At 63.8% G+C, this 12,586-nt stretch carries 8 protein-coding genes and 1 tRNA gene; 2 read left to right on the top strand and 7 right to left on the bottom strand.

The genetic code is table 11. The annotated features are described in order from the left end of the window. Positions 1–207 precede the first annotated feature (207 nt). Positions 208–1,836 carry a CoA transferase gene (locus tag WT60_RS07570; RefSeq protein WP_060355394.1) on the bottom strand — a complete coding sequence of 543 codons (1,629 nt, stop codon included), beginning with the start codon at positions 1,834–1,836 and terminating at the stop codon, positions 208–210. Next, the gene (locus WT60_RS07565; protein WP_082758219.1) at positions 1,833–3,608 is read right to left on the bottom strand and encodes an acyl-CoA dehydrogenase family protein; all 1,776 of its coding nucleotides are present in this window, start codon (positions 3,606–3,608) and stop codon (positions 1,833–1,835) included. The genes WT60_RS07570 and WT60_RS07565 overlap by 4 nt, the downstream gene beginning before the upstream one ends. Before the next feature lie 123 nt (positions 3,609–3,731). Between WT60_RS07565 and WT60_RS07560 the strand changes: the two genes are divergently transcribed. Beyond that, on the top strand, positions 3,732–4,634 hold the full coding sequence (locus WT60_RS07560) for a LysR family transcriptional regulator (protein WP_059670632.1): 903 nt from the start codon (positions 3,732–3,734) through the stop codon (positions 4,632–4,634). A 159-nt stretch (positions 4,635–4,793) separates the two neighbouring features. Next, positions 4,794–4,868: transfer RNA gene (locus WT60_RS07555), tRNA-Val, on the top strand. Positions 4,869–5,019: 151 nt separating this feature from the next. On the opposite strand, the gene WT60_RS07550 is transcribed toward WT60_RS07555, so the two are convergent. The 5 genes from WT60_RS07550 to WT60_RS07530 all read right to left on the bottom strand — a co-directional run bounded on the left by WT60_RS07550 (position 5,020) and on the right by WT60_RS07530 (position 12,568). Continuing rightward, on the bottom strand, positions 5,020–5,301 hold the full coding sequence (locus WT60_RS07550) for an HNH endonuclease domain-containing protein (RefSeq protein WP_082759199.1): 282 nt from the start codon (positions 5,299–5,301) through the stop codon (positions 5,020–5,022). 658 nt (positions 5,302–5,959) lie between these two features. Further along, a complete protein-coding gene (locus tag WT60_RS07545) occupies positions 5,960–6,211 on the bottom strand; it encodes a type II toxin-antitoxin system RelE/ParE family toxin (RefSeq protein ID WP_060355393.1) in 252 nt (83 codons plus the stop codon). Between the two features lie 10 nt (positions 6,212–6,221). Then, positions 6,222–6,680, bottom strand: coding sequence for a hypothetical protein (locus WT60_RS07540; protein WP_060355392.1), 459 nt, complete (start codon positions 6,678–6,680; stop codon positions 6,222–6,224). A 979-nt stretch (positions 6,681–7,659) separates the two neighbouring features. Beyond that, positions 7,660–8,091, bottom strand: coding sequence for a hypothetical protein (locus tag WT60_RS07535; RefSeq protein WP_145986746.1), 432 nt, complete (start codon positions 8,089–8,091; stop codon positions 7,660–7,662). A 25-nt stretch (positions 8,092–8,116) separates the two neighbouring features. Beyond that, entirely contained in the window at positions 8,117–12,568 is a 4,452-nt protein-coding gene (locus WT60_RS07530; protein WP_236860865.1) for an RHS repeat-associated core domain-containing protein, read from the bottom strand. Positions 12,569–12,586 lie beyond the last annotated feature (18 nt).

Below are 12,586 nucleotides of genomic sequence, written 5' to 3'. Positions count from 1 at the left end.
TCTCCATGTCTTTCATCGGTGGCGCGACTCGCGCGCGCCTTCACCGTTCGGGCCGGATCGCTCCGGGTTCGGCCGTGCGAAGCGGGCGTCGCGGGCGGTTCGGCCGACGGGCGCATCGATCGCCCTCGGACGCCCGGCCGCGCGCTCGCCCCGCGCCGACCATCGAGCCGCGGTCGCCGCGTCAAGCCGGCGGCCGCGTCCATTCGCTCACGTCGCCTCCTTCAGCACGCCCGCCTCGGCGAGCCGCGCCTGCGTCGCCGCGTCGATGCCGAGCGCATCGAGCACCGCGCGCGTGTCGCGGCCGAGCGACGGCGGCGCGGTGCGGTACGTCGCGGGCGTGCGCGACAGCTTGATCGGCGACGCCGCCCCGCGATAGCGGCCCATCTCGACGACGAGCGCGCGATGCAGCGTGTGCGGATCGCGCGCGACGGCGTCGACCGTGCGCACCGGCCCGCACGGCACGCCCTCGCCCATCAGCTCGCGCGCGAGCGTCTCGCAGTCGTGCTCGGCGAGCCGCGCTTCGAGGCGCGCCTTCAGCTCGGCGCGGTGCGCGCAGCGGCTGCGGTTGTCGACGAAACGCGGATCGCTCGCGAGCGACGGCACGCCGAGATGCGCGCATAGCCGCGCGAACTGACGGTCGTTGCCGACCGCGAGAAAAATCGGCGCGCTCGCGGTGCGATAGCTGTCGTACGGCGCGATGTTCGGATGCGCGTTGCCGCTGCGCGCGGGCGTGCGCCCCGAGCCGAACCAGTTCGGCAGATGCGGATGCAGGAGCGACACGCCGCAGTCGTACAGCGCGATGTCGATCGACTGGCCGGCGCCGCTCTTCTCGCGCTCGGCGAGCGCGAGCAGGACGCCGGCGAGCGCGTTCAGGCCCGTCACCATGTCGACGATCGGCAGGCCGATGCGCGTCGCTTCGCCGTCGGCGTCGCCGTTGACGCTCATCAGGCCCGCCATCGCCTGAATCACCGCGTCGTAGCCCGGCAGCCCGCCGAGCGGGCCGTCGGCGCCGAAACCGGTGATCGCGCAGTGAATCAGGCGCGGAAAGCGCGCGCGCAGGTCGCGTTCGTAATCCATCCCCCAGCGCGCGAGCGTGCCGGGTTTGAAGTTCTCGACGAGCACGTCCGCGTCCTCGAGCAGACGCCAGAGAATCGCGCGGCCTTCGTCGCGCGACAGGTCGAGCGCGATGCCCTCCTTGTTGCGGTTCACGCCGATGAAGTACCACGCGTCGTCGTCGAAGAACGGCGGGCCCCAGCCGCGCGTTTCGTCGCCCGTCGGCGGCTCGATCTTGATCACGCGCGCGCCGTGGTCCGCGAGCGCCTGCGTGCAATACGGGCCGCCGAGGACGCGGCTCAGGTCGATCACCTTGAGGCCGGCGAGCGCACTGGGTGGCGCGGTCGTAGTCGTCGTCGCGTTTTTTGGGATGGTTGGGTTCGGTGTGTTCGCGGTGTTTGCGGTGTTTGCGGTGTTTGCGGTGTTTGCGGTGTTTGCGGTGTTCGCGGTGTTCTCGGTGTTCTCGGTGTTCGCGGTGTTCGCGGTGTTCGCGGTGTTCGCGGTGTTCGCGGTGTTCTCGGTGTTCTCGGTGTTCGCGGTGTTCGCGGTGTTCGCGGTGTTCGCGGTGTTCGCGGTGTTCGCGATGGATACGATTCTCATCCCCGGCTCGCTAGACGGCACGAGCGATTCGCGCGGCGCGAACGCCGAACACGATGCGTGCGCTGCATGCCCCGCCGCGCCGGCGCCACCGGATGCCTGCGCCGAACCGATCGCCCGCGCAGCCGCCGCATCGACCACAAGCCCGCTCGACGGCGGGAACCGCTTCGAGACATCGCCGCTCATGCCGCCTCTCCCGACTCATCGCCGAGCAGCCGCAGCGCATCGCCGAGCGCGATCGGCCGATCGTTCAGCAGCGCCGCGAGCACGCCGGCGTGCGCATCGGCGCGCGGCAACGCGAGCGGATCGACGGGCGAAAGCCTGTAGCGCAACACGAGATGCGCGAGCGCGAGCCGCCGGTGATCGGGCGCAAGCCGCATCCCTTCGCTCGCGAGCAGGATCGCGGTCGTCGCGTGATAGAGCGAGGACGCCGCCTGCCGCACGAGCGCGTCTTCCCCCGTCCGCGCGACATGCTCGATCGCGTCGCTCGCGCGATCGAGCGCGCGGCGCAAACGCGTCGCACTCGCGTCGGGCAGCCGCGCCGCGTCGAGCGTGGCGCACAGGAACGCGCGCAGCGGCGCGAGCGCGCCTTCGCGCTTGACCGCCCGCGCGACGTCGAGCGCGACGATGTTGCTCGTGCCCTCCCAGATCGAGCCGAGATGCGCGTCGCGCAGCACGCGCGCGTCGCTCCACTCCTCGATGTAGCCGGTGCCGCCGCGCACCTCCATCGCGTCGCCGGCGACGCGCCGCGCATCGCGGCACGCGCGGAACTTGATGAGCGGCGTGAGGAGCCGCACGCAGCCGGCCGCCTGCGCATCGCCCGCGTCCGCCTTCGTGAGCAGCAGCGCGATCTGCATGAAGAGCGACCGCGCCTGCTCGGTCGGCACGAGCATCTTGACGAGCTGCCGCTGCATCAGCGGCATGTCGATCAGCTTGCGGCCGAACGCCTCGCGATGGCGCGCGACGTGCAGCGCCTCCGTCGCCGCGCGGCGCATCAGCCCCGCCGCGCGCACGCCGTTCGACAGCCTCGACATGTTGATCATGTCCGCCATCTGATGAAAGCCGCGCCCGATCTCGCCGATCAGATACGCTTGCGCGCCCTCGAGCGTGATCTCGCCGCTCGCCATCGAGCGGCTGCCGAGCTTGTCCTTCAGCCGCACGATCCGATAGCGGTTGCGCGAACCGTCGGCGAGCGTCTTCGGCAACAGGAACAACGCGAGCCCCTTGACGCCCTCGGGCGCGCCCTCGGGCCGCGCGAGCACCATCGCGAGATCGGCGTCCGCGTTCGAGCAGAACCATTTGTCGCCGTACAGACGCCAGGCCGTCGAGCCGTCGGCGGCCGTCTCGCGCACCGCGCGCGTCGCGATCCGGCCGACGTCGGAACCCGCCGCCTGCTCGGTCATGAACATCGCGCCTTGATACAGCACGTCGAAATCGCGCGACGCGAGCCGCGGCAGGAAGCGCTCGACGAGCTCGCGCGAACCGTAACGGCGCAGCGTGCGCGTCAGCGAATCGGTCATGCTGACGGGACAGCAGAGACCGAACTCGGCCTGGACGAACAGGAACGTCAGCGCGTACTTGACGAGCGGCGGCGGCGCATCGGCGCGATGGCTCATCGCCGCCAGCCCGAGCTCCGCATACGCGACGCGCTCGAGCGCGACGTAGTCCGGATGCTTGTCGATCGATTCGAGGGGCTCGCCGCGGCGCGTGCGCGGATGAAGCGCGGGCGGATTCTTGTCGGCGCGCGACGCGAGACGGTCGAGCTCGTCCGACGCGCGCAGCCCGAGCGCGCGCAGCTCGGGCTCGAGCCCGCGATAGCGCGCGTCGCCGAGATGCAGCCGCAACAGCGCCGCGCAATCGGGGTCGCTCGTGAAGAAGTTGATGCCCCGCGAGTCGGGGATGTTGGCGGCGCCCGCCGCGGGCGCGCTCGCGTCGACGATTTCCTTCATCATGTTCATCGCTTGTCTCCTGGCGCATGTCTCCTGGTTCGACGAGCGTAGAACCCCGATCGATAATCGTCCAATACAGGATTTATCCAGTACGATAAGCTGCATTTATCGATCGACCCGAGCGGAGACGTGATGGACCTGAAGCAATTGCGCTACTTCGTCGCCGTCGCGGAGGAGCTGCATTTCGGCCGCGCGGCGAAACGGTTGTTCATCTCGCAGCCGGCCCTCAGCTTCGACATCCGCAAGTTCGAGGACGAACTCGGCGTGCAGCTGTTCGCGCGCACGAGCAAGTCGGTCGCGCTGACGAATGCCGGCGAAGTGCTGCTCGGCGAGGCGCGCCGGCTGCTGCTGCAGGCGCAGGAAGCGCAACGTCTGACGATTCGGTCGGCGTCGGGGCTCGCGGGACGGCTCAGGATCGGCTTCGTCAATTCGATGCTGTACCGCGGACTGCCGCCCGCGGTGCGGCGCTTCGAGGCGGACTATCCGAACGTCGAAGTCGTGCTGAAGGAGATGAACACGCACGAGCAGGTGCAGGCGATCCTGCGCGCGCAGATCGACGTCGGCTACGCGCATTGGGGCACGTTCCCGCCCGAAATCGACGCCGACACGATCTTCTCCGAGCCGTTCCTTTGCTGCCTGCCCGCGTCGCACCGGCTTGCACTGCGCAAGCGCATCGATCTCGCGACGCTTGCGCACGAGCCGTTCATCCTGTTCCCGCGCGACGCGGCGCCCCACTACCACGACCTCATCATCGCGCAGTGCGTGAGCGCCGGCTTCAGCCCGCAGATCCGGCACGAGGCGCGCTTGTGGCAAACGGTGCTGACGATGGTCGAATTCGAGATGGGCGTCGCGCTGGTGCCGAGCGTGCTGCGCCAGGTGCGCAGCGAGCGGCTGCGCTACCTGCCGCTTGGCGGCGATGCGCTCGAATCGCACACGTTGCGGCTGCGGCGCGCGAACGAGCGGGAACCCGTCGCCGAGCGGCTCGGGGAGTATCTGGACGACGAGATCCGGCGCCTTCGCGGCGCGACGAAGTGACGGCGCACGCGGCGCTAAAAAGTGCTGGATAAAAGTGCCCGATTGCCGGTAGAATCCGGTCCCGGGCCGCGCGATGCGCGGTCCGCACCCGTCAGATGGGTTATGTTGGAAAAAGTGCTTTACGAAACGAAAAAGCTCTGACATAATTCAAGGCTCTTTGGGCGGTTAGCTCAGCGGTAGAGCACTGCCTTCACACGGCAGGGGTCACTGGTTCGATCCCAGTACCGCCCACCAAAGAATTCGCCGCTTGTGGCGACGCGTTAAACGCTGGATCGAGCAGTTCTCTCCGGCGCCAGCGCAAAGCCACTAGGCAAAGAAAAAGCCCTGCACTCGCAGGGCTTTTTTTATTTCCGATCGGAAGACAAATATTCGCCGAACCGAACCGCTACTTTCCTCGCTGCTTTAATGACCCGGGTTTAACTGGGTGTTTGTCGGACTTTTGCCGATTAGCATCGGTTTGAAGTGGTTGCTTATTCCTAATTCCGTCGCCGCCCCCCTTGGCCACCGGCACCTTATGATCTATCTCCCAACTTTTCTTCCCCTCCTTTCCATATGAGGGCTTGTAGATCTCATTGCCGTGCGCGTCTTTCCTGTACAGATCAGGATTCTTCCCCGGGATCACCTTCCCTTTATCCCAAACATCATCAACTTCTTTCTTACTTACCATTTATTTCCCCTTTTACGCCCCCCTCATTTTCAAATTACACCATATCCTTGGCGTAAAGAGAGGGAGTGCGCATAACGTCATACCCATCAAGGCATCCCAAATCAAATTCACATGCAGGCAGCGATCTAGAATTAGCTATCACAAGTTTCCGATTTATTTGCGCTCACACAGAAAACACCCCCACTTAGGCTGAAAGTATCGCTGCGCGCATTGCACGAATCACACAGGGGCACAATGTATTCACCAGAAGCAAGTGAATTTATGACATGCCCACCGACACTAGCTCGGCCGAAACATCCCGCGACTGAACAACCCGGGGGCCACGTTCGGTTCGAATAATTCACCCAGTGCTGCGCCCATGAACCACATGAGCACGACCTATTGCTAGTACCCCGTTTATTGGACCAATAATCTACCGGCAGATTCATTACGGTATCCTTTCGTATTTATAAATAACAGACACACTGCACTTTTCAGTCCATATGTCCGCAGGCTACTGAAAACCTTGCGGATTCCTGTCAGGCGTGAGAGGCATTTAAGCGCCCCTCCCTGACATTCAATACATTTTATAAGGCATTTTGAATACCGCTTACGGGGTAATCACCAATACCCCCTACAGACCGTCATTACACTGAGACTGCGCGGTGACTTCAAACGACTACGGCCATTGCTGGCGAGCATGCTTGACATTCAGAATTTCTACGACGTCGGCATCAATGCTGTATACGACAACGTAGTTGCGATGCACCACCATCTCTCTCGTTCCGGAAACGCGCCCCGCTCGATACAGCCTCGGGCGAATCCTTAGCCCCTCGACCCTTTCACGAATCAACTGCACCAGGGCTAATGCGGCATCTGGATCATCCTCCCCGATAAACTCCAATATGCACAACAGGTCTTCCTCGGCCAACGGCCGCCACTTAAGTCTTAGCACGCTTCCCCTTTCGCATCGACTCGACGCGAACCAGAGCCTTTTTCATCACGTCCTCATGCTCGATGCTCGGGCGCGGATCGTCGATCGACGCCTGCACCTGCTCGCGCAACCATTTGTCATAGGCCGCCGCATTCGCGTGCGTCTGCTTCATCGCCGCCGCACGATCCGGACGGCTCGAACGCTCGATCTCGACCTCATCGGGTCGCCATGCTTCGAGCGAGAAACGCCCCGACTGCAACCCAAGCTCGCGGATCACCTCAAGCGCCTTGACCGGGTTCCGAAACGCACGCGGCCGGCGATTGTTCGACGTGACCAGCACGGCCGTTCCAGCCGTCCGCGTCTCCAGCTCGACGTAAAATGAACCGCCCTCAGCTTTGAGAACAGCCGACAGGACACCGCCCGCATGCGCGGCGGCAGCAGCCTGAGACACATCTAACGTTTTCATGGCACAACCTTCAGTAGATAACGGCACGATCTATAATACATCGTGCCACAGCCAATAGCATTCTGCCCCCTTTATTTGACGTAAAACCCCATGCGTCTCAGCCGCGCATGCCCCGTCGGACGCCCCACATGTAGGACCAGACGTACGCAGCGCTTCGTCACCGTGATCGATGAGTACCCAAGCAAGTCTTCGGCGACGTACAGCGACATCCCAACCATGACCAGCCACGGCACGAACGTATCGCACAGATCGTGAACACGGGAATCTGCCCCGCCTGCCCCAGTTGAATACGCATGCAACCTCGGCCACCCGGCTGTCAACGCCTCAATGTCCGCACTATTTTTTCAACGGCCACTCGGAATCAAAGCCGACATGTCACGCCATAGGCTTGCCGCCCCCACCAATATGAAGTTCCTGAGCGCGGCATACGACACGCTCCCGACGCGATCTCTGTTGCCTCTCGCTTTTCGGCGAATTGCCGTCGATGAAGTGCAGTTCCGCCATCTCAACGCCGACTAGCCCGTCACTTCGCACAAGCATGTAGGGACACCGGGAAGCCCCGGCAACTCCCGTCAGTTCGAGATAGTCGCCATGAAACGACAGAGACAATCGCCATTCGCGCTCTTTCTTCTCGACTTCCCCCTTTGCCCCGAAAGGTTAAGTCTTTTTGTCTAGCGCTCATTTACCCATCCATCACGGCCGATGAAAAATCGTTGCCCCCCCACTTTGCCCCGCTCACCGTCTAAATATCGCTCACGTTGTACGTTTCAGCATTCCCTGGATTTGTCCGCCCATGACGCGAAGCTAAACCTGTACCTACGAAACCATCACCATCAATTTAGATTGGCACGGCAACTGATCATGAGCATGGAATTTCCGCATCGATAACGCACCAACATCGCAACACGATACATCTCAAAAACGTGTACAAGCCTCCTCCACCCAAGCGTCACGCAAAACGCCCCTCTCACACGCCTCTTCAAAAATCCGGATAGTTAGTCTCCCATTTCTTCCTAAAATCCCCCTGAGAGATTCCATGCCTCTCCCGACAAAAATCCATTGCATCATAATAATCATCAAAAACATGGTAAGCGTAATTTTCCGAATGATCCGAAAAAACCTCCTGATCCTCATGATATTGCCGCTCGACAGTAAAGCTCTCTACTTTATAAAGCCATAAGGCGTCGCGCCTCGGCATCCTGCCAAACACCTCGATTTCCGGATACAAATCTTCCACGGAAACACCTTCCTCGATCAACTCTCGCGCCCGTTCATCCATATATCGAACGGCTCTGACTATCACATACTTAGACCCGCCATCAGGCAATATTTCCTCATAAAACATGCCATTCTCATCACCTCGAACTCCGGAAGGGAATGGGCTGTAATAAAACCTGGACTCTTTATCCATCGCCAATCATCCTTACGATCGAACTCTAATAAAATATTCTTATTATCTTTCCATCAAAATTATGGATCTGGAGGTGATCGCCCTGCAAGGCGTGATCCCCCGGTTTTGCATTCGCATCCGCAGCATCCCAATGGTAAGTACCTTCCCGCTCATACGCACCACGCCCACCGGGCAACCAGTCCGAGCCGCTTTCAGAGATCTTTCCCTTCGGAAGCGCCTGCCCTGTTGTATTCCTATATGCTCGAGGCATGCCCTTGCCCGTGGTTAGCGCGATCAACAATTCCTCGGCCTCCGCCCTTGAATTAACGGTTATTTGAGCCCTCTTACCCGAATTCAATTGCTCCTTTATATTTTTTAGATCACTTACGCAAGACAATCCCCACGGATCGATCCAGCCAATAGGATTCGGCGCATACTGATACTGATTCAACCCGCCCGCCAACCCGATCGGGTCCGGCGTAATGAACCGCCCCACGTCCGGATCATAGTATCGGAACGTGCTGTAACAGAATCCCGTCTCCAGATCCTCGTACTGCCCCTGAAACCGCAACGCCTGCGGCAGCGGCTGCATCACGTCCCCCGACGGATTCGCCTGGAATTCCGGTGCGTACGCTTGCAGCACCGTATTCCCCCACGCTCGATATCGCGTCCGCCACACCACCCGGCCGCCTCGATCCGTCAGTTCCTCCGGCGCGCCGCCCGCGTTCGCGTGGAAATAATAGATCTTCGCCTCGGGCTTGGCTTCGGCCTCCGGCTTGTCGTGCTCGTCGCCGTGATACAGCCGCCACAGCCAATGGCTGTCGTCGCTGACCGCGTCGATCCGCGCCAGCGGCACATAGCCGTCGCCCTCGTACAGGTAGGTCACCGCCTGATGGCCGCGATACTCCTGCGCAAGCCGCATCCCGTCCCACACGAAGCGCGTCGTGCCGAACGCATCGTGCTTCGCGATCCGTCGGCCCAACGCGTCGTAGCTAAAGCGCACCGTCTGCTCGACGCCGCGCCGCACCGTCCTCACCTCGACGAGCCGATGCTCGACGTCGTACTTCAGATGCTGCTCCGTGTGCCCGCCCGTCAGCTTCTCGACGAGCCGCCCATGCGCATCGTACCGATAGCGGCGATCTCCGCTCATCAGCAGACGATTGCCCTCCACCCGCCCAGGCTGCCCCACCGGCCGCAGGTTCGACGCCGCATCGTACGCAAACGCCTCGGTCAGAACGCCTGCCGCATCCGGCCGCCCGCCTGCGCCCGCGCCGGCGGCCGTGCCGCCGAGCAATCGGCCGGCCGGGTCGTAGTGGTAGTTCAGCTCGCCGCCCAACGGATCGATCCGCGCCGTCAGCTCGCCGCCGCGGTCATACGCGAACGCCTTGCGCAGCAGATCCCGGCTCTGTCGAGTGCCGAAAGCAGCCCATGAACCCGGCGTGCGCTGCCAGTCGCCGATCCATTGCCCGATCTTTCGCGACAAGCCGTCATACGCCGTCGCCAGCGTCTGCGCGCCCTGCGTCCGGCTCACCTCGCGATGCAGACGATCGCGCTCGAAGTCGCAGACGGTCTCGCCGTTCGATGCAATCCGGTGCAGATGGCCGCTGCCGTAATACAGCCAGCTCAGCGTGCGGCCGTCCGGCAACGTCGTGCCGGTGCGATTGCCGAGCGCGTCGTATTCATGCGCGAGACGCGTCGTCGCGACCTGCCCGTCGTCGCCGGCCACATCCGACGTCTCCGCAACGAGCCGATCCAGTTCGTCATATGCAAACGTGACGGTGTTCATCGGGCGGCCGTCGAGATGCTTGCGCGCAATCCGCTCGAGGCGCCCGGTCGCGTCGTAATCGTATGTCGTCACGGTTTCCGGGGTGCGCCTGCGAACGAGACGCCCCAGCGCATCGCGCTCCAGCTCGATCGTGATCTGCTCGGGCGTGCCCGCCGCCTGCCGTACGACGATCGGCGCACCTCTCGCATCGCGCTCGTATTCGACGCGCAATCCGTCCGGACCGATCTGTTCGATCAGGCGATCGCCCGCGTCATAGGCAAACCGGTAGCTGTCGCGCACTTCGTTGCGGAGCGTGCGCAGATTGCCGGCCGCATCGTATTCGAAGCTGACCCGATGCCCGTTCGCATCCGTTCTCGACGCAAGGCGCCCGGCCGCGTCGTACGCGAATGCGGTCGCATGTCCGTTTCCGTCGACGAACGCGGCCAGTTCGTCCGCGAGCGACCAGCGATATTGTTCATCTCCGCCGGTCGGCAATCGCGTCTCGACGATCCGGTCGCGGCCGTCATGGCGATAGCGCGTCGTATTGCCCAGCGCATCGGTCAGCGCCACCATCCGGCCGCGCGCGTCGTGTTCGAACCGCGTCGTGATGCCCGAGCAGTCGGTGCGCGCAATCAGCCGGTGCTGCCCGTCCCATCCGAAGTGCGTGATGCCGCCGCGCTCGTCGACGATCGCCGCCGGCCGCCCTTGGCGGTTGAGCCGAAATTCGATGCGCTGCCCGAGCGGATCGGTCTCGCCGACGCGGTTGCCGCGCATGTCGAATTCATATTTCCATTGCCGCCCGTCGGCGAGCGTCTGCTGTTCGAGCGCCATCCATAGCGGATGCCATGCGAATTGCGTTTTCTCGCCGAGCGCATTCGTCAGCTCGGTGGGCAAGCCGCGCTCGTCGTCGTAGCGAAGTCGCGTCGTCGCGCCGTTCGGCTCCACGAACCCGAGCAGTTCCCGGTTCGGACTCCAATCGAAACGCCAGTTCCGCCCGAGCGCGTCGGTGTGCGCGGTCACGAGATAATCGGCGTTCCATTCGCATAGCTGCGTGCGCCCGAGCTGGTCCGTCACGCGCGCCGCCTGACGCTCGAAATCGTACGTGATGCGATAGCGCTCGCCGTCGTCGGTCCAATGTTCGACGACGCGCGCCTCGCGATCCGCCAGACCGTTCTCTTCCGCGAGCGCCTTGCGCTCGAACTCCTCCCACGCGTAACGCGCGGTCTTGCCGCCCGGCAACCGGTGCATCGTCATGCGCCCGGCCGGATCGTAGCCGAAGCGGCGTCGTTCGCGCCCTTGTGCGTCGGACACGCTCGCGAGCAGCCCGTCGGACGTGTACGTGTAGCTCACCAGGCATTCGCTCGCGCCGCCCGCGTGCAGGATCACGCGCGACATCCGCTCGCGGCGCGACGCGTCGTATTCGATCCGCACGCGATGGCCCGCCATCGTCGCGAGCTCGTCCAGCCGGCCGTGCGCGTCATAGTGAAAGTGCAGCTGGTTCGCGTTGCGATCCTCGAACACGACGGGACGCAGCGTTTGCGTCGCGAGACCGGAGCGCGGCAGCCCGAAATCGAAGCACATGCCGTCGTCCTGCTCGACCATCCAGTGTCCGCCCGGCGTACACGCGAAGGTCAGCCCCTCGCTGCGATTGAAGTACTTCTGGCCCGGCTGCAGATCGGGCACCGGGGTGCCGCGTCCTTGCGCGTCGATCCAGCGATGCGGATTCTCGCCGCCGGCGCCGAGCCGCAGCTCGACCGCGTACGGCAGGTTCCAGCCGCGCCCGAGCGGGCGATCGTCACGCGGATCGAGGCTGCTGTAGAAGCGCTGCCAGACGATCGGCACCGGTGCGCTCAGCACGAAATCGAGGTCTTCTTCGCCGTCGAGAATCTTCGCGCCCGTCGGCAGATGGACCGGATGCCCGATGCGCCCCGACATCACGCTGCCGACGAGCTTGTCGGCCGCCACGTTGATCGCGAAGTTCATCGCGAAGCACGCGAGCTTGCTGGCAAGCGGCCCCTTGCCGCGTATCGCCTGGCAGAGCGCGATCGCGAGCCCCGCGTATTTCGCGATCGTCGCGAGCCACGGCGGCATCTCGCTCGTGACGTCGCGCACGCGCACGCGATCGCCGCCGATGCTCACGTTCGTCGACCCGGTGTTGATCTTGCCGTCGCAGGTGGTCGCGTCCTTGATGCGCGATGCGGGCCGACCGTTGACGAACACGCTCGACGAGCCTTCGGCGAGATGCTCGCCCGCCGGATTCGGATGATTCGAGCAGGCGACGAAATCCTGATCGACCGGCACGAACAGATCGGCGACCGACTGCGGCTCGACGCCGGGCGGCAGCGGCGGCGCCGGCATGCCCGCCGCGCGCGCGGCGCCGCGCCCGTTCACGAAGACGTCGGTCGAGCCCGTCGAGATCGCGCCCTTCACGTCGCCGGGAATGAAGCTGTCGATCAGCTCGCCCGCTTTGTCCGATAAATAGCCCTCCAGCGAATCCGAGCCGAGAAAATGCGACGCCGCCGCATTGACGACCTGCGACATCACCGCGCCGACGACGGCGCCGAGCACCACCGCTCCGAGCCCGCCCGTCCCGACGACGAAAGCCGCCGCCGCCCCGATCGCCGCGCCGACCAGCAGGCCCGCGCCGATCGTCGCCGCCACTTTCAGCATCTGCGCGAGCAGCGATGTGTGCGTGAAGGTGTCTTGCGCGCGAGCGGCGGCGAGGAGCGACATGGCGGAATCAGTTCTGGT

Origin of the sequence: Burkholderia sp. MSMB617WGS (assembly GCF_001532025.2) — a bacterium.
Lineage (GTDB): Bacteria > Pseudomonadota > Gammaproteobacteria > Burkholderiales > Burkholderiaceae > Burkholderia > Burkholderia savannae.
Note: the sequence above shows the minus strand (reverse complement) of the source record. Positions and strands in the feature narration are given on the sequence as shown.

What these genes read in the sequence shown, in the direction of transcription:
- WT60_RS07570 (WP_060355394.1), bottom strand. Translation starts at nt 1,836, where the DNA reads ATGAGCGGCGATGTCTCGAAGCGGTTCCCGCCGTCGAGCGGGCTTGTG.
- WT60_RS07565 (WP_082758219.1), bottom strand. Translation starts at nt 3,608, where the DNA reads ATGAACATGATGAAGGAAATCGTCGACGCGAGCGCGCCCGCGGCGGGC.
- WT60_RS07560 (WP_059670632.1), top strand. Translation starts at nt 3,732, where the DNA reads ATGGACCTGAAGCAATTGCGCTACTTCGTCGCCGTCGCGGAGGAGCTG.
- WT60_RS07550 (WP_082759199.1), bottom strand. Translation starts at nt 5,301, where the DNA reads ATGGTAAGTAAGAAAGAAGTTGATGATGTTTGGGATAAAGGGAAGGTG.
- WT60_RS07540 (WP_060355392.1), bottom strand. Translation starts at nt 6,680, where the DNA reads ATGAAAACGTTAGATGTGTCTCAGGCTGCTGCCGCCGCGCATGCGGGC.
- WT60_RS07535 (WP_145986746.1), bottom strand. Translation starts at nt 8,091, where the DNA reads ATGGATAAAGAGTCCAGGTTTTATTACAGCCCATTCCCTTCCGGAGTT.
- WT60_RS07530 (WP_236860865.1), bottom strand. Translation starts at nt 12,568, where the DNA reads ATGTCGCTCCTCGCCGCCGCTCGCGCGCAAGACACCTTCACGCACACA.